Below are 16,761 nucleotides of genomic sequence, written 5' to 3' on the forward strand. Positions count from 1 at the left end.
CGGGTGAACGCCGCCCGCGGCGGTGTGGGGGTGGGGGCGTGCGGCGGCGCGCAGGGGGTGGCGCGCGCGGGTCCGCCCGTCGGCACGGGTCCGGGCCTGGTCCGGGTCGGGTGTGGGCCGGGTGCGGGCCTGGTCCGGGCCGGGTGTGGGCCGGGTCCGGGTCGGGTTCGAGTCGGGTTCGGGCCGGGCGGGCGTCCGGCCGGGACCCGGTGTGCCTCGAAGTCGGTGCCGAGGGCCGATCTTGACCTGTCTGGCGCGTATCGAACCACCGCCGTGATCGTTTCTTCAGGCATAGCCCTCATCCCTGCTGCGGAATCGGGAGAACGCGCGGTGACCGCTTGGCAGTACTTCGCCGGGGCCGGCCTGGTGGCGGCGCTCTGCCCGCTGCACGGTCACGTGGCGGTCGCCGGAGACGGCCACGGGCGCGGCGCCCGGGTCGACCTGTGCGTTCCGGCCGGGTCGCAGCCACGGCCCCCCGCGGCGCCGCCCTCGACGCCGGCTCCGGCTCCGGCCCCGGCCGTACGGCCGACCGCCCGGGTGCTGCTGCCCGGCCCGGCCGGGCCGACGGTGCGCCATCCGGGGGTGGGGCCGCTCGCGCCCGCGCCGCCCGGCGCGGCGGCGGAGCCGGTCCCCGGGCCGACGGCGCAGGCAAGGCCCGCGGTGGCGCAGCCGCGGGCGGCCGCGGCGCAGGCGCCCGGGGTCACGCAGGCGGCTCCGGGCGGAGCGGTGGCTCCGCACCGGGTCGCAGCGGGGGCCGGGGCGGCGGGGCGCTTCCACGTGCGCCCGTACCACTCCGCGGCCTTGGCGCGGCGCGGCCCGGACGGCATGTCCACCCTGATGCTCATGGTCGTCGTCACGACCCCGGCGGTGCTCGCGGCCGTCGCGCTGCGGCCCCGTTCCAGGAGCCGCGGCTAGCCACGCCCCCGCCTTCAGTCCGCTCAGTCCGCTCGTTTCGACCTACGGAGAACCCTCGTGTCCGAATGGCTGGTCCTGGCCATCGCCATGGCGCTCGTCTGCGCCCTCGTCCTCGCCTTCACCGCGATCCGGCACCGCCGGGTCGCTGACGACGAGGACACCAGCGAAACCCCCGACGTCCTCGAGTACATGGTGATGATGGTCGGCGTGGTCTACGCGATCGTGCTCGGCCTGGCCATCGCGGGCGTCTGGGAGGCGCGCGGCGCCGCCGAGGACAGTGTGCGCCGCGAGGCCCAGTCCCTGTACGAGGTCACCCAGCGGGCCGACGTCTACCCGGCCGCCGTCCGCGACCGGATCCGCGGCGAGGTCAACGCGTACGTGTCCCACACCGTCAGCGTGGACTGGCCGCGGCTGACCTCCGGGGAGCCGGTGTCGCCGGAGGGCGGCGAACTGCTGGGCAAACTGCGCAGCGACGTCACCCACCAGAGCCCGGGCAACGAACTGCAGGCCCAGGCCTACCAGCCGCTGCTGGACCACATCGCGGCCGCCGACGACGCCCGCCACGAGCGGACGCAGAGCGACGAGTCCACGCTGCCGGGGGTGGTCTGGCTCGGGCTGGTCGCGGGCGGGCTGGTCACCGTCGGGCTGATCTTCACCCTGCAGATCCGGCGTTCGGGGCGGGAGCTGCTGCTCGCGGGGCTGTTCAGCGCGCTGATCGTGTTCCTGCTCTTCATGGTGTGGAGCTTCGACGCGCCCTTCGGGCGGGACGGCATCGACTCGGCGGCGCCGTTCCAGGACCTGTTCCCGTCCCTGCCCCTGGCCGCCGGGCGCTGATCAGCGGCCCGGGCTCAGCTCCCCGGGCTCAGCTCCCCGACAGCGCCGCCTGCCGCCGGGATTCGGCCACCACCGGCGAGTTCCGCAGGGCGTGCGAGATCCGTACGAGGTCGCGCGGCCCGTCGGTGGCCGGCGGTGCCCCTTCCTCGCTGGCCCCGATGACCCGTCCCTCGGGGTCGGCCGCGCGGGCCCGCACGGCGGCGGCGACCATGGCCGCGTCGGCGACGGCCCGCGCGGTGTCCTCGTCGGCGCCGGCGGCGAAGGCCCGGGCCAGGGCCGTGTCCCGGTAGCCGCGGTCGAAGTACGGTCCGAGGTGCAGGAAGCCGTCGTGGATGTCCGACTCGCGCTGGATGACGCGGATGTCGGCGGCGGACCACCAGGACATCTGGACACCGGCCGGGGTCTCGGGCGCGGAGATCCGGACCTCGTGCCACAGAGGGCCGAGCCGCCGGTACGTGGACCAGTGCTGCCAGCTGTCCGAGAGGCGCTGGCAGAGCAGCGGCAGGACGAAGCCGACCGCGCTGACGAGCGCGCCGAGGGCGGCGAGCGGCGGGGCCACGAAGGTGCTCAGGTCGTCGAGTTCGGAGCCCAGCCCCACCCATCGGCCGATGACGGCGCTCATCTTGGCCGCGTCGTAGCTGAGGTTGAGGATGTAGCCGACGACGATGATCATCAGGCCGGTCCGGAGCCAGCCGCGCACCTGGAGGGACCAGCGCCAGCACATGGCGACCATGACGAAGGCGGCCACGTTGTGCGCGAGCAGGTAGAGGCCGATCATCTGCCCCGTGTACGGGGTGTTGGCGTAGAACGTGTCGAAGTCGCGCAGGCGCTCGACCGGTGCGTCTCCGAGGAGGAAGAGCACCATCAGGGTCACGGTGACCGTGCCGTAGCCCAGGATCCACCGGCGTGAGATCCGCCGGGTCTGCTCGGGCGGGCCGCCGCGCCAGTTGACGATCAGGACCAGGCAGGACGCACTGAAGGCACTCATGAGGCAGTAGACGAGCGGGGCCGAGAAGTTGGTGATGCCGGTCCATCGGTTGACCGCCACGATGGTGGGCGGGGCGGCGAAGGTGAAGACCGCACCGGCCAGGGTGAGCAGGGCGCAGACCGATCGCAGCAGCGGGTCACGCCAGTTGTGCCGTAGGGCCGGCAGCTTGAAGGCGAGTGCGATCGCCAGGGCCGCGGCCGGTATGTAGTAGTCCTCGCCGTTCAACGGTCGTTCCTGTGCCCCCGGTATCCGAGCGATGCCTCGATGCGGCCCGCCAGTTGATCTCGTTGTGCCGGTGCGCGGTGGCTCGCCGATCCGGCGAGCCAGTTCCTGCACCTGCTGCCCAGCAGTAAACCGAAGGTTTCCGCTTCGGTTTCCTCCTGGACGTCGGCGCGGGTGCGCGCGGCGACGCGACGCACGGTCTCGCCGATGTCGGCCTCGTCCGACAGCAGCCGCGCGGCGACGGCGGCGCCGTCGACGTGGTGGCTGCAGTGACCGGCCTTCATGTGCCACAACTCGTGCCCGAGGATCACCAGTTGGTGGTCGGGTGCGGTGCGTTCCTCGATGACCACCAGATCGCGGTCCGCCATGTCGAGCCACAGGCCGCTGGCCGTTCCCGGCGGGAACGAGGCCATCCGGAACTCCACCCGGCGGCCGCGGTGCTTGCTCATGCCCTCGCAGAGGGCGGCGTAGAGGTCCACGGGCTCCACGGGCGCGGTCAGGTTGATGCCTGCCACCAGCTCCCCGCACAACCGCCGCTGCTCTCTGCCTATGCTCACCGTTCTCCCCGTCGGCGCGGATCCGGATCAGGACTCAAGGATCAGACCCAGGCTTTCGACTGGGTCAGGATTCGTTCGGTTTGACGCTTTCGAGAAGCATGTCCAGCCATTCGGTCACCTTGTCCCGGTGCTTGTCGCTGGGCAGTTGGGCGGCTCTCCAGGCGATGCCCCGTACGCCGTGGTTCTGGAGAAGTCTTGCCAGCGGATCGCCCGCCGAAGCGGCCGGGGCGGGTGCGGTTTCCCGTGCGCGGCCCGCGAAGTCCTGAAGCAGCTGTTGCTCGGTGCGCTGGAGGGCGTCCGTGAGCGCGTCTGCGTCGTGGGCGGTGAGGAATCCGGCGTGCACCCCGAAGAAACGCTGGATCGCGTCACAGTGTTCCATGGTCGGCCGTCTGTCCCCGTTGATCAGGGCCCCGGCCTGCTGGCGCGACATGGCGGCGCCGTCGGCGATCTCCTGCTGCGTGTAGCGGCGGCCGTTGGGCTTGACGCGGGTGCGCCGCAGGAGGTCGAGGCGCTGGAGGAAGCGGGTCTGGAGATCGGGCTCACCGGCGGGCCGGCCGTCCAGCAGGCTCCGCACCACGTCGGCGGGTACGCCGGAGGCCTCGGAGAGGCGGCGCAGGTCGAAGACCTGGTTCAGGTCGCGGCCCAGCTTGCCCGCGAGTTCTGCGACCCGCGTGACGGTGGCTGCCAGGAGCGTGTTGGCCACCGCGACGGGAGCCGGGAAGCCGTCTGTCACCAGTGGTTCTCCTAGATCGCGCGAGGTCGGGGTACGGGCACGTGGTCGGCTCCAGGAATCTATCCGGTCTCTGTCCGTACGGCTAGAACGTGCCACATCTGTGGCGCGATCGAGCTGCCCAGAGGCTGGAATTGCCACAATAGTTGACACTCGAATGAAGTCGGTAGCAGGATCGCCACACGGAAATGAAGATCCAGACCGTAATAAGGATGGGGGGGAGCTCTCGGTGCCACATCTCGCAGCGGTGAGCCCGTCCGAAGGGCTCGCCCACATCGGTGGGGAGCGCCTCGCGGGCGAGGAGTCCGCACGCGGCGCCGTGCGGTCGGAGCGACGCAAGGAGATTTTGCGCCAGCGCCGGGAGGAACTGGGGCTGAGCCAGGAGGACCTGGCGGCGCGTCTGCGCATCAGCGTGCGCGCGTACGGGAACTGGGAGCGCGGCCTGGTCAAGGAGTGGACGGACCGCAAGCTGCTAGCCCTGGCCGAGGCCCTGGAGATGAGCGAGCGGCAGTGCTTCTGGCTCTTCCGGATCATGGTCGACCGGGACCCGCCGCCCACCTGGCGCGCGGCCGAGGACAACCGGCTGCCCGACGATCCGGCGCAGCGCGACTACCTGTGTGACTACGCGGCCCTCATGGAGGCCGTGCCCTACCCGAGTTTCCTCGTGGACCACCGCTGGGACGTGGCCCTGACCAACTCGGCGTTCGACCGGCTCTTCCAGTCGGTGCGCCCGCACCCGACCGCGCTGCCGGACGACAACTTCCTGCGCTTCGTGCTGTTCCACCCGGACGCCGCGGCCGTGCTGGAGGACCACGAACCGGCCTGGTGCGTACCGCTGCTGGCCCGGTTCGCGACCGCGCTGGCCGCCGCCCCCGACGACGAGGGGCTGCGCAGCATCCGCCAGGAGGTGGCCCGTGACCCGTTCATGGAGGCCGCCTACCGGTACGGAGTCCCGCACTGGCTGACGACCCACGGGGCCGAGGCCGCCGAGCAGGACGGTGCCGTGCGCACCGTGCGCCACCCGGACCCGGGCTGGGGCCTGGTGCGCTGCCGGATGGTGGCGGAATCCGGCCCGATGCTCGACGGCATGGGGCTGACCCGGATGACGCTGGTCCTCTCGACGCCGCAGGGCCGGCCGACGGGCCCGCTGCCGGGCGGTCCGGGCGCTCAGCCGCACCAGCTGCCGCGGCTGAGGGCCGTGCCGTCGCCGGTCGACTGATCCCGCGGGGGAGACTGGTGCCACGAAACGTGGCACTGCGAAAGGCGGTAAGGGCGTGCGGCTGACGATCCTCGGCGGGGGCGGATTCCGGGTACCGCTCGTCTACGGAGCCCTGCTCGGCGATCACGCCGAGGGCAGGGTGTCGCACGTGACCCTGTACGACGAGGACTCCGGCCGGCTGCGCGCCATGGCGCGGGTGCTCGCGGACCAGGCCGCCGGGATCGCGGACGCCCCCGCGGTGACGGCCACCACCGATCTCGACGAGGCCCTGCGCGGCGCCGACTTCGTGTTTTCGGCCATTCGCGTCGGAGGGCTCCAGGGGCGGGCCGCCGACGAGCGGATCGCCCTGGCCGAGGGAGTGCTGGGCCAGGAGACGGTGGGCGCGGGCGGGATCGCGTACGGCCTGCGGACGGTGCCGGTGGCCCGTGAGATCGCGCGCAGGGTGGCCCGTACCGCCCCCGATGCATGGGTGATCAACTTCACCAATCCCGCCGGGGTGGTCACGGAGGCCATGGCCGAGGAGCTCGGGGACCGGGTCATCGGCATCTGCGATTCGCCGGTGGGGCTCGGGCGGCGGATCGCCCGGCTGCTCGGCGCCCGGCCCGAGGACGCCTGGATCGACTACGTCGGCCTCAACCACCTGGGCTGGGTACGCGGGCTGCGGATCGGCGGGCGCGACGAACTGCCGCGCCTCCTGGCCGACGCGCAGGCGCTGGAATCCTTCGAGGAGGGCCGGCTGTTCGGGGCCGAGTGGCTGCGCTCGCTCGGGGCGATCCCGAACGAGTACCTCCACTACTACTACTTCAACCGCGACACGGTACGGGCCTACCAGGAGGCCGAGCAGACGCGCGGGGCGTTCCTGCGCGACCAGCAGCGGGGGTTCTACGCCGAGGCCGGGCGGCCGGATCAGGCGCCCGGGGCGGCGCTGGCCGCATGGGACCGCACCAGGGCCGAGCGCGAGGCGACGTACATGGCCGAGAACCGCGAGGTCGCGGGCGTCGGCGCCCGCGAGGAGAGCGACCTGGAGTCGGGCGGGTACGAGAAGGTGGCCCTCGCCCTGATGCGCGCCATCGCCCGGGACGAGCGCGCCACCCTGATCCTGAACGTCCGCAACCGCGGCACCCTGTCGGTGCTCGACGCCGGGGCCGTCATCGAGGTGCCCTGCCTGGTCGACGCCAACGGGGCCCACCCGGTCGCCGTCGACCCGCTCCCGCTGCACGCGGTGGGCCTGGTGACCTCGGTCAAGGCCGCCGAGCGCGAGGTCCTCGCCGCGGCGGCGAGCGGATCGCGGGCGGACGCCGTCAAGGCCTTCGCGCTGCATCCGCTGGTGGACTCGGTCGGGGTGGCCCGGCGGCTGGTGGCCGGGTACGCGGCGGAGCATCCGGGGCTGGCCTACCTGCGCTGAGGGCGGCCGGCCGGGCCACCTGCACCGAAGGCTCCCGCGCCCGGCCCGGATGGGCTAACGCCGCATGCGGCCGGGCGGGGGCGCTGTGAGAGTGCGAGGTGTGACCACAGCCGAAGGTGCAGCTCCCGCCATATCCGCCGCGGCGCCGCCCGTGCTCGACCGGCGATCGCGCAACATCGTGTTCGGCACGATCATGCTCGGCGTGCTGCTGGCGGCCCTGGACCAGACGATCGTGGGCACGGCGCTGCCCACGATCGTGGCGGACCTCGGCGGCGGGGACCACATGTCCTGGGTGGTGACCGCGTACCTGCTCACCGAGACGGTCGCGACCGTGCTCGTCGGCAAGTTCGGCGACCTCTTCGGCCGGAAACTGGTCTTCCAGGTCTCCGCCATCGTCTTCATCACCGGTTCGTTCCTGTGCGGCCTCGCGAGCAACATGACCCTGCTCATCGTGTGGCGGGGCATCCAGGGCATCGGCGCCGGCGGGCTGATGGTCACCGCGATGGCCCTCATCGCCGATGTGGTCCCGCTGCGCGAGCGCGGCAAGTACCAGGGCGCGATCGGCGCCGTCTTCGGCGTCGCGACGGTGATCGGCCCGCTGCTCGGCGGACTCTTCACCGACCACCTGACCTGGCGCTGGGCGTTCTACGTCAACGTGCCGATCGCCATCCTGGTCGTGGTGGCGGCCGCGAAGACGATCCCCTCCGTGCGCGCCGTCGGCAAGCCGGTCATCGACTACCTGGGCATTGCGATGGTCGCGACCGGCGCGAGCGCGCTGATCCTGGCCACGAGCCTCGGCGGGAACGAGTACGCCTGGAGCTCGCCCCTCATCGTCGGGCTCTTCGTGGGCGGCGTCGTGGCGCTGGCACTGTTCTGCCTGGTGGAGATGCGTGCCGCGCAGCCGATGCTGCCGATGCGGCTCTTCCGCAACCCCGTCTTCTCGGTCTGTTCCGTCCTCAGCTTCGTCGTCGGCTTCGCGATGCTCGGCGCGATGACCTTCCTGCCGACGTACCTGCAGTACGTGGACGGCGACTCGGCCACCGTCTCGGGAGTACGGACGCTGCCGCTGGTCATCGGCCTGCTGATCGCGTCGGTCTTCAGCGGCAACGTCACGAGCAAGACCGGGCACTACCGGATCTTCCCGATCGTCGGCTGCGCCGTGATGGGCCTCGGGCTCTACCTGCTGTCGCGGATGGGGCCGCAGTCCAACGCCTGGCTGGAATCCCTCTACATGTTCGTCCTCGGCGTCGGCATCGGCCTGTGCATGCAGGTGCTGACCATCGCCGTGCAGAACACCGTGGACTACGCCGACCTCGGCACCGCGACCTCGGGCGTCACCTTCTTCCGTACCCTCGGCAGCGCCTTCGGGACCGCCGTCTTCGGCACGATCTACGCCAACACCCTGAAGCCCGCGCTGGCGAAGGGGGTGGAGGAGGCCGCGCGCGCCACCGGAGAGGACCCGCAGCAGCTGGGCGTCGCGGCGCAGAGCCCGCAGGGTGTGCACGGCATGGATCCGGCGGCGGCCGGGCCGGTCATCAACGCGTACGCGGACACCCTGCACACGGTGTTCCTGTGGACCGTGCCGGTGGCGGTGGTCGGATTCGTCGTCGCGCTGTTCCTCAAGCAGGTCAAGCTGCGCGACAGCGCGCGGGCCGGCTCCACGGACATGGGCGACGGCTTCGGCTCGCCCGCCACGGCCTCCGGGGACTCGGCGAAGCTGCTGGAACTGGCGGTCGGCAAGCTGGTGCGGAGCATGGGGCCGGAGACGGCCCGCGGGATCGTGAACTCCTCGGACACCCGGCTGGACATGGCGGGTGCGTGGGCGGTGATGCAGGTGGACCTGATGACCCGCACGGTCGGCTACGCGAGCCTGGGACTCATCGCCTCGCGCCGGCACCTGCCCCCGGAGGTGCTGCTGCCGGTCTTCGAACGGATGGTGGAGGAGGGCTACATGACGCGGCAGAACGGCTTCTACACGCAGACCCCGGCGGGGGAGCGGGAGGCGGGCGTCATCTCGGCCGCGTGGGCCCAGTGGCTCGGCGACCAACTGGAGAAGGACCGGGGCCGTCCGCGCAGCGCGGAGCTGCGGGCCGCGGCGGACGCGATCGCGAAGCGGCTGCTGGCGGAGGACCTGGGCGACGGGAACTTCGCGCCGCGGGCGATGGCGGGGCGGCCGTAGCGCGGACGGGGAACTTTCCGGCGGGCGTGGACGTCTGGTGGTGAAAGAGGTTCTACGGGTTCTACGGGTGCGGGGGTGCCGGGATGCGGATCACACTGGCCGAAGAGGTCATGCTGCTGTCGCTGGACGACGAGTCCGGGTCGGTCAAGCAGCGGCAGTCGGTCAACTGGGCAGTGGCGGGCGCGCTCCTGCTCGAACTGGTCCTCGCGGAGCGGGTTCGGGTCTCGGGCAAGTACCTGGAGCTGGTGGACGCCCCGCCCACGGGGGAGGAACTGCTCGACGGCCGGATCGAGTCGATACGGGCCTGGATGCGCGGCCGGACCAGGCGCCGGGTGTCCGAATGGCTGACGAAGGACCAGGCCAAGGCCGTCGGCCCGGTCGTGGAGTGGCTGGTCGGGCGCGGGGTGGTCGTGGAGGAGCGGCGCAAGGCCCTCGGGGTGTTCCCGGTACGCCGCTATCCGGAGAGCGACGGGGCGGCCGAGCGCGAACTGCGCGAGCGGCTCGCCTCCGCGGTGTCCAAGGGCGCGGAGCCGGACGAGCGCACCGCGAGCCTCGTCGCGGTGATCCACGCGGCCGGCCTGCACGGCCTGGCCTTCCCGGGGATCCCGCGCAAAGAGATCACCGCGCGCACGGCGGCGATATCCGAGGGGCACTGGGAGGCCGAGAGCATCCGCGCCGCGATCCGCGACATGCAGCTGGCGATGGCCGCGGTCACCGCGGCGACGGTGGTGACCGTGACCTGAGTCCCGCCGCCGCGCACCGGGCCGGAGGGCCGGGACCCGCGTTCGGGGGCGATCGGCTGCTCCGCGCTGATCCCGGCGCGGCCCCGGTGGTCCATGAGGGACCGGGGAAGGCGCGTCCGGCATGCTCGTGGCCTCCCCAGCGCGCACCGACCGCCCCCTCCCATCGGGACAACCTGCCGCCGTCCCGATGATCCGTTCCACGGGTACGTGCCCGAGGGGGTACGGACGCCGGCGCGAGATAGTCGTACGACGGTACGTGGGGGAGGCGCGGCGCCAGGTCGGGCCGCCAGGCGCGCAGCACCGCCGCGGACGGGGCGTAGCGGCGAGCAGGACCGACACGATCCGGACCTCCTCGGGCGCGGCCCGCAGCGCGGTTTCCTCGGCCAGTTCGCGGGCGGCGGCCTGTTCGAAGCCCTCCCCGGGGTCGACCTTGCCGCCGGGGAAAGCAGGCGGGTTCGCGAATTTCTGGCCGCTCAGTCGCCGGAACCTGCGCGTTGGTGGACGGCAGGGCGCTCTGCACGGACGAGTTCAGGGACACCCGCCTGTCATGCGGGTGTGACCGAGATGCTCCCCAAAGGGGCAACGGGATGATTCCGACAGCGCTGCCGTGGGGACGTATTTCAGAGGGATACCCGCGCTGTTCTGCCAGCGGCAGAACACCGGCCGGACCGGGCTCGGCGATCACTACAGTCCAGTCTCATGACGACGATTACGACGCGTCCGGTCGAGTATCCGGCCGACGGTTTGACGATGATCGGGCACCTCGCGCTCCCGGCCGGTGTCGACCGCCGGCCCGCGGTGTTGCTCGGACCAGAAGGCATGGGGCTCAGCGACGTCGAGCGCCGCAGGGCCGACGCTCTCGCCGAGTTGGGTTACGTAGCGCTGGCCTTCGACCTTCACGGCGGGCGCTATTTGGGTGACCCCGAGGAGATGCTGGCCCGTTGCATGCCACTGCTCGCTGATCCCGACCGGATGCGGGGGATCGGCCATGCGGCGCTCGACGTGTTGCGCGCCGAACCGAGGACTGAACCCGACCGGATCGCCGCCGTCGGCTACGGCACCGGGGGCGCCGTCGGGCTGGAACTCGGGCGCGATGGCGTCGACCTGCGCGCGATCGGGACCGTCAACGCACTGACCACGGGCCGACCGGGTGAGGCGGCGCGCATTCGCTGCCCGGTGTGGGCCGGGGTCGGGTCGGAAGACCCGATCATGCCGCCCGCGCAACGAAGCGCGTTCACCGCTGAGATGCAGGCCGCGGGTGTCGACTGGCGCCTCGCGGTCTATGGCGGAGCCTTGCACGCCTTCCACCACCCGCCGGTCGACCACCCCACGGTCCCCGGCGTCGGCTACCACCCACAGCACGCGCAGCGAGCCTGGCGCGACGTCGTCGACCTGCTCGCCGAGTGCCTGCCCGTGACGGAGGACTTGGAGTGACCACGGAGGCGGGGGCGTACGAGGGAGACCTCGTCGTGGACGCGGGCGGCCGGCGCGGCGGCTCCGAACGGTGGCTGGCGGCGATCGGCTGCCGCCCGGGCGTCGTGGAGCGGCACCGCACGGGCCTCGCCTACTTCTGCCGCTGGTACCGGCTGCCCGAAGGCCGCGAGGAGGGGCCGCGGCGCCCCTGGGCGGTGACGGGCGGCAGCTTCGCCGGGTGCGCGGTCTTCCCGGCCGACAACCGGCTGTTCGCCGTGACCCTGTTCGTGCACACCGGGGACGCCACGCGTTCCGCGCTGCGCGATTCGGCGGTGCTCGAGGCCGCCGCGCGGACCTTCCCGCCCGGTGCGGCCTGGCTGGGACTGGGCGCCGAACCGCTGTCCGGGGTACTGGCCACGGCAGGCCTGGACAACCGCTGGAGCGCCCCGGCCGACGAGCGGGGGCCGGTGGCGAGCGGGTTCGTCCCGGTCGGAGACGCCCTCACCCACACCAACCCGACGTTCGGGCAGGGCACTTCGCTCACCCTGTGGGCCGCGCGCAGGGTGGCCCGTACGGCGCACCAGGACCCGGGATCGGTAGGGTTCGCCGCCGAGCACCACGCGTGGGCGGTGCGCACCCTCAAGCCGTGGTTCGACTTCCAGGTGGTCGCGGACGGGGCCATCGGGGAGCGGTTCCGGGCCCGCGCCGGGCACGCGGGGACCGCCCGCGAGGTGGCCGCGCTGTTCGACTGCGCGCTGGAGGACCCGGAGGCGATGCGGGCGCGCGCCAGGGTCCGGCACCTGGCCGACCCGCCGGAGCGGCCGTACACCGACCCGGACGTCCGGGCACGGGTGGCCCGCTGGCTGGCGGCACGGCCCGACTACGCGCCGAACACCGGCGGCCCGAGCCGGGCGGAGTGGGGAGCAACTGACCGCGCGCTGACGGCCGGGGCCGGGTGGATCCCCCAGCCCGGCCGTGCGGCGGACCTCAGGTCGCCTTCGTGCTCAGGACCTCGGCGAGGTCGTAGCCGACGACCTCCTCCAGCTGGGCGTACGTACAGCTCCGCGGTTCCCGGTCCGGCCGCATGCGGCGGAACTGCGCGGTGTGCCGGAACCGGTCGCCCTCCATGTGGTCGTAGGCCACCTCGCAGACCCACTCGGGGCGCAACGGTACCCAGGACAGGTCCTTCTTTCCGGTCCAGCGGCTCTGCGCCCCGGGCAGCCGGGCGCTCTCGTGGGCGGACTCCTCGGCCCAGGCGGCCCACGGGTGCCCCTCGGGGTCGGGCATCCGGAGCGGTGCCAGCTCGTCGATCAGCTCGGCGCGGCGCTTCATCGGGAAGGCGGCGCAGACGCCCACGTGCTGGAGCGTGCCGTGGGCGTCGTACAGCCCCAGGAGCAGCGATCCGACAATCGGACCGCTCTTGTGGAAACGGAATCCCGCGATGACGACGTCGGCCGTACGCTCGTGCTTGATCTTGAACATGAGGCGGGCATCGGGCCGGTAGGGGAGATCGAGGGGTTTGGCGACGACCCCGTCGAGCCCGGCGCCTTCGAATCGTTCGAACCACTCCCGTGCGAGCACGGGGTCGGTGGTCGCGGGCGCGAGGTGGACGGGGGGCCGAGCGGTGGAGAGCATGCGGGTCAGGGCGGCGCGGCGGTCTGCGAGCGGTGTGTTGAGGAGGGACTCGTCGCCCAGCGCGAGCAGATCGAAGGCCACGAACGAGGCCGGGGTCGTCTCGGCGAGCAGTTTCACCCGGGAGGCGGCGGGATGGATCCGCTCGCTGAGCCGGTCGAAATCGAGCCGCCCGCCCTGGATGACGACGATCTCCCCGTCGACCACGCAGCGGTCGGGCAGATTGGCCTTCAGTGCCTCCACCAGCTCGGGAAAATACCTGGTCAGGCTCTTGCCGGTGCGACTGCCGAGCTCGATCTCGTCCCCGTCGCGGTGGACGATCGCGCGGAAGCCGTCCCACTTGGCCTCGTACTGCATGCCCGGTGGGATCGTGGACACGGATTTGGCGAGCATCGGCTTCACGGGTGGCATGACCGGCAGATCCATGTCTCCGATTCTGGGGTGGTACGCCCGGGCGCGCTCGGTGTGCGGGGCCGCGCGGGTCCGCCTACCGTGGCGCACATGGGTGCAGCGGGCAAAGCGATCGAGCTGGAGGCGGGCGGCCGGGCCGTCCGGCTGTCCAGCCCGGACAAGGTGTACTTCCCCGAGCGCGGCCTCACCAAGGGGGACGTGGCCGCCTACTACCTCGCGGTCGCGGACGGGATCACCCGCGCCCTGCGCAACCGGCCCACGACCCTGGAGCGGTTCCCGGACGGGGTGGAGGGCGAGTCCTTCTTCCAGAAGCGGGCCCCGAAGAACCTGCCCGACTGGATCCCCACCGCCCACATCGCCTTCCCGAGCGGCCGCACCGCCGACGAGATGTGCCCGACCGAGCCGGCCGCCGTCCTGTGGGCCGCCAACCTGGGCTGTCTCACCTTCCACCCCTGGCCGGTCCGGCGGGAGGACACCGACCGTCCCGACGAGCTGCGCATCGACCTGGACCCGCAGCCGGGCACCGACTACCACCACGCGGTCGCGGTCGCCCACGAACTGCGCGGACTGCTGGAGGAGTTGGGTCTGCGCGGCTGGCCCAAGACCTCGGGCGGCCGGGGCCTGCACGTGTTCGTGCCGATCGCGCCGCGCTGGACCTTCACGGAGGTCCGCCGGTGCGCCATCGCGATCGGCCGGGACCTGGAGCGCCGGATGCCGGGTAAGGTCACCACCGCCTGGTGGAAGGAGGAGCGAGGCGAGCGGATCTTCGTCGACTACAACCAGACGGCGCGCGACCGCACCATCGCCTCGGCCTACTCCATCCGTCCGCGCCCGCACGCCCCGGTCTCCGCGCCGCTGCGCTGGGACGAGCTGGACCAAGCGGAGCCGCGCGACTTCGACATCGTGACGATGCCGGCCCGCTTCGCGGAACTGGGCGATCTGCACGCGGACATGGACGAGCACGCCTTCGCCCTGGACGCCGCGCTGGAACTGGCCGACCGTCACGAACACGACCACGGCCTCGGCGACATGCCGTACCCGCCGGACTATCCGAAGATGCCGGGCGAGCCCAAGCGGGTCCAGCCGAGCCGCGCGAAGCACGAGGACTGACGGCCCACGCGCCGTCCGGGGCCGCGTACAACCATCGGGCGGCCCGGTGAGTCATGGCATGCGGAATTCGTTGAACGAAACAACGAAGCATGTACATGGGGGATTTGTGCGCAGAATCAGCAGCCTGCTGATGGTGGTCGGTACGACGGTGGTCCTCACGGTGTCCGGCGCGGTGGGGGCCGTGGCCGCGCCGGCGCCCTCGGACGCGCCCGCTGCCGCGGTGGCCCCGGCTCCTGCTCCTGCTCCGGCGGGCAAGAAGCCGACCGTGAGGACCACGGGTGAGACGGTCGGGGTGCCCCTGCCCTTCGTCGAGGTGCTGGGCTTCGACCGGTACCAGGCGACGCTCGACGACACCAATATGGATCCGGTGCGGCTCGACGTCCGCCGGGCCGGCACCACGGAGGTCGTGCAGAGCATCACCACGTTCAAGAAGTTCACCGAGCACGACGATTACAGCTACTGGGACAGTGACCCGATCGTGCTGGACGCGGTGGGCTTCTACGAGGTGGACCTGCACGCGAAGGACCCGGCCACCGGTCAGGAAGGCAGCCGGTCCGGCAGCGGGAAGTTCTTCTACGGCCCGGACGCCGTCATCGACATCGCTTCCAGCAAGCAGGAGTTCACCCTCGACAGCCGGGGTGCGGTGGCCACCGGCCGGGTCACGGCCAAGGACCCGAAGACCGGCGCCCGGGTGCCGGTGGCCGGTACGCAGGTGAAGGTCTCCACCTACTCGACGAACTCCTTCTCCGGGAAGACCGACGCCGACGGCCGGTACTCCATCCCCTTCTCGGCCACGGGCACGGAGGGCATTCTGAAGCTGACCGCTGAGTTCGGCGACGACCTGAGCCACAGAGAGGGGCACGCGGCCCTCAAGATCAAGCCGCAGAAGGCCTTCGTGACGATGACCGGGCCGACCAAGGACCTGACCCTGGACTACGGCTACAACTGGTTCCCGGGCAAGATGACCCGCCTCGCCGACGACGGCACGGTCAAGCCGGTCGGCGCGGGGCACGACACCCACGGGAAGTGCGTCGCCCCCGCGAGCTGCACGAACTACCTCAGCGGGCGTGCCACCAGGGCCGACGGCAGCTTCAGGGTCCTGGCCAGGGTGGAGCAGCCCGGCACCTGGAACGTCTGGACCTACGGCCCGTGGCTGGAGACCTCCACCAGAGGGTCCCTCTCCATCGCCAAGGTCAACAACACCACGCGGATGACCGAGGAGAAGCTGACCACCACCTCCGACGGCAAGCTGCGGTTCACCGGCAAGGCGCTCCTGATCGACAGCACCATCAAGACCGATGCGACGATCGCCGTCCAGGCCCTGCAGCCGGACGGCACGTGGTGGACCGTGCGGACGGCGTCCAGGGCGTTCGGCACGGCCTTCTCCGTGACGGCCGACGTCCCGAGGTTCGCGGCCAACGCCTACCGGCTCAGCGTCGTGGGGTCGAAGACGCGCGCTCCGAGCGCCGGAACCAAGCTCTTGAAGCCGTCCAAGCTCCACACCTGGTTCGCCCCGAGCAAGCTCCCCCGGACCCTCCCCAAGGGCTCTCCGCTGACGATGAAGGGCACCCTGTACACGCTGACCCCGGAGGGCACCGCCAAGCCGCTGACGGGGCAGAAGGTGCACTACTTCTTCAAGCCGACGGGTTCCACCACCTGGAAGGAGGTCAGCTCGTCGACGACCAGCTCGACGGGCTACTACCGCAGGTCGGTCATCCCCACCGGCTCCGGTGACTGGCAGGTCCGTTTCACCGACGGCGGCACCACCCGCTTCAACAACACCACGGACTCCGTCAACGTCACGGTGCGCTAAACCCGGGGAAGGCGGCGCAGGGCGGCGGTGAAGGCGGAGTCGCGGTGCGCGTCGAACTCCTCCTGCGTGAAGACCGGGGTGGTGACGTAGGCCGGGATGCCCGGACCGTCGAAGGTCTTTCCGGTGCGGGTCAGGAACTGTTCGTTGGGCAGGCCGAGCTTCCAGCCGTTGGGGAGGGCGCGGCCGAGCACGTCGGAGAAGACCCCCTGGGTCGGTCGGCCGATGCGCATCGGCCGGCCGGGGCGCTCCATGAGGGCCAGGGTGAAGGTCTCGCCCGCGCTTTCGGTGTCTCGAGTTCGAAGGTGGCGACCGGGTCCGCGGCGGGACCGGGCTCCTAGGCCTCGCGGCACCGCTCGGGCAGGGCGGCGAGGGGGCAGGTCGCTCGGACGCCGACCGAGCCCTCGACGTGCACCGATCCGGGGCGCACGGTGAGGACCTCGCCGTCCTCGGTGGCGTAGCGGAAGGCGGTGGAGCTCCCGCTGTCCGGAACCCGCCGCGCGCTCGCGCCGGGCAGGCAGCTGATCCCGGTGACCTGGTACTCCTGGAGCCGTCCGGACTCCACGCGGAGCACGGTGCCGTAGCCGTCGAGC

Annotated in this window: 16 protein-coding genes and 1 pseudogene; 9 read left to right on the top strand and 8 right to left on the bottom strand. The window is 72.0% G+C overall.

Features of this window, described 5'->3' with window-relative positions:
* Window positions 1–330: 330 nt before the first annotated feature.
* Window positions 331–915, top strand: coding sequence for a hypothetical protein (locus MTF69_RS28075; protein WP_243338942.1), 585 nt, complete (start codon window positions 331–333; stop codon window positions 913–915).
* A 57-nt stretch (window positions 916–972) separates the two neighbouring features.
* Window positions 973–1,749, top strand: a complete 777-nt coding sequence (locus tag MTF69_RS28080) for a DUF4239 domain-containing protein (protein WP_243338943.1) — start codon at window positions 973–975, stop codon at window positions 1,747–1,749.
* A gap of 28 nt (window positions 1,750–1,777) precedes the next feature.
* On the opposite strand, the gene MTF69_RS28085 is transcribed toward MTF69_RS28080, so the two are convergent.
* The 3 genes from MTF69_RS28085 to MTF69_RS28095 all read right to left on the bottom strand — a co-directional run bounded on the left by MTF69_RS28085 (window position 1,778) and on the right by MTF69_RS28095 (window position 4,249).
* A complete protein-coding gene (locus tag MTF69_RS28085) occupies window positions 1,778–2,962 on the bottom strand; it encodes an MAB_1171c family putative transporter (RefSeq protein WP_243338944.1) in 1,185 nt (394 codons plus the stop codon).
* Entirely contained in the window at window positions 2,959–3,516 is a 558-nt protein-coding gene (locus tag MTF69_RS28090) for a toxin-antitoxin system, toxin component (protein ID WP_243338945.1), read from the bottom strand. Before MTF69_RS28090 ends, MTF69_RS28085 begins: the two co-directional genes overlap by 4 nt.
* Window positions 3,517–3,580: 64 nt before the next feature.
* A complete protein-coding gene (locus tag MTF69_RS28095; RefSeq protein WP_243338946.1) occupies window positions 3,581–4,249 on the bottom strand; it encodes a helix-turn-helix transcriptional regulator in 669 nt (222 codons plus the stop codon).
* Window positions 4,250–4,475: 226 nt separating this feature from the next.
* On the opposite strand from MTF69_RS28095, the gene MTF69_RS28100 reads away from it, so the two are divergent.
* The 4 genes from MTF69_RS28100 (at window position 4,476) to MTF69_RS28115 (ending at window position 9,792) form a co-directional block, all read left to right on the top strand.
* On the top strand, window positions 4,476–5,465 hold the full coding sequence (locus tag MTF69_RS28100; protein WP_243338947.1) for a helix-turn-helix domain-containing protein: 990 nt from the start codon (window positions 4,476–4,478) through the stop codon (window positions 5,463–5,465).
* Between the two features lie 55 nt (window positions 5,466–5,520).
* Window positions 5,521–6,870, top strand: coding sequence for a 6-phospho-beta-glucosidase (locus MTF69_RS28105; RefSeq protein WP_243338948.1), 1,350 nt, complete (start codon window positions 5,521–5,523; stop codon window positions 6,868–6,870).
* A gap of 100 nt (window positions 6,871–6,970) precedes the next feature.
* Window positions 6,971–9,049 (top strand): MDR family MFS transporter, encoded by a 2,079-nt coding sequence (locus MTF69_RS28110; protein WP_243338949.1) that lies wholly within the window; start codon window positions 6,971–6,973, stop codon window positions 9,047–9,049.
* 83 nt (window positions 9,050–9,132) lie between these two features.
* On the top strand, window positions 9,133–9,792 hold the full coding sequence (locus tag MTF69_RS28115) for a GPP34 family phosphoprotein (protein ID WP_243338950.1): 660 nt from the start codon (window positions 9,133–9,135) through the stop codon (window positions 9,790–9,792).
* A 387-nt stretch (window positions 9,793–10,179) separates the two neighbouring features.
* Here MTF69_RS28115 and MTF69_RS43820 read toward each other — a convergent pair.
* A pseudogene (locus MTF69_RS43820) lies at window positions 10,180–10,269 on the bottom strand (NUDIX domain-containing protein); the annotation flags it as partial.
* 222 nt (window positions 10,270–10,491) lie between these two features.
* On the opposite strand from MTF69_RS43820, the gene MTF69_RS28125 reads away from it, so the two are divergent.
* The gene (locus tag MTF69_RS28125; RefSeq protein ID WP_243338951.1) at window positions 10,492–11,226 is read left to right on the top strand and encodes a dienelactone hydrolase family protein; all 735 of its coding nucleotides are present in this window, start codon (window positions 10,492–10,494) and stop codon (window positions 11,224–11,226) included.
* A gap of 130 nt (window positions 11,227–11,356) precedes the next feature.
* Here MTF69_RS28125 and MTF69_RS28130 read toward each other — a convergent pair whose 3' ends face one another.
* Window positions 11,357–11,623, bottom strand: coding sequence for a hypothetical protein (locus tag MTF69_RS28130; RefSeq protein WP_243338952.1), 267 nt, complete (start codon window positions 11,621–11,623; stop codon window positions 11,357–11,359).
* 569 nt (window positions 11,624–12,192) lie between these two features.
* Window positions 12,193–13,263 carry an ATP-dependent DNA ligase gene (locus tag MTF69_RS28135; protein WP_243338953.1) on the bottom strand — a complete coding sequence of 357 codons (1,071 nt, stop codon included), beginning with the start codon at window positions 13,261–13,263 and terminating at the stop codon, window positions 12,193–12,195.
* 75 nt (window positions 13,264–13,338) lie between these two features.
* Between MTF69_RS28135 and ligD the strand changes: the two genes are divergently transcribed.
* Together ligD and MTF69_RS28145 are read left to right on the top strand one after the other, a co-directional pair.
* Window positions 13,339–14,358: a non-homologous end-joining DNA ligase gene (ligD, locus tag MTF69_RS28140; protein WP_243338954.1), complete on the top strand. Its 1,020-nt coding sequence runs from the start codon at window positions 13,339–13,341 to the stop codon at window positions 14,356–14,358.
* A 106-nt stretch (window positions 14,359–14,464) separates the two neighbouring features.
* Window positions 14,465–16,171 carry a hypothetical protein gene (locus tag MTF69_RS28145; RefSeq protein WP_243338955.1) on the top strand — a complete coding sequence of 569 codons (1,707 nt, stop codon included), beginning with the start codon at window positions 14,465–14,467 and terminating at the stop codon, window positions 16,169–16,171.
* Here the strand turns inward: MTF69_RS28145 and MTF69_RS28150 are convergent.
* Complete coding sequence (locus MTF69_RS28150; RefSeq protein WP_374324072.1) at window positions 16,168–16,521, bottom strand: S41 family peptidase; 354 nt, start codon at window positions 16,519–16,521, stop codon at window positions 16,168–16,170. The genes MTF69_RS28145 and MTF69_RS28150 overlap by 4 nt on opposite strands.
* Window positions 16,506–16,733, bottom strand: coding sequence for a hypothetical protein (locus tag MTF69_RS28155; protein ID WP_243338956.1), 228 nt, complete (start codon window positions 16,731–16,733; stop codon window positions 16,506–16,508). Before MTF69_RS28155 ends, MTF69_RS28150 begins: the two co-directional genes overlap by 16 nt.
* Window positions 16,734–16,761: the final 28 nt, after the last annotated feature.

It is taken from the genome of Streptomyces sp. AP-93 (genome assembly GCF_022808175.1).
Lineage (GTDB): Bacteria > Actinomycetota > Actinomycetes > Streptomycetales > Streptomycetaceae > Streptomyces.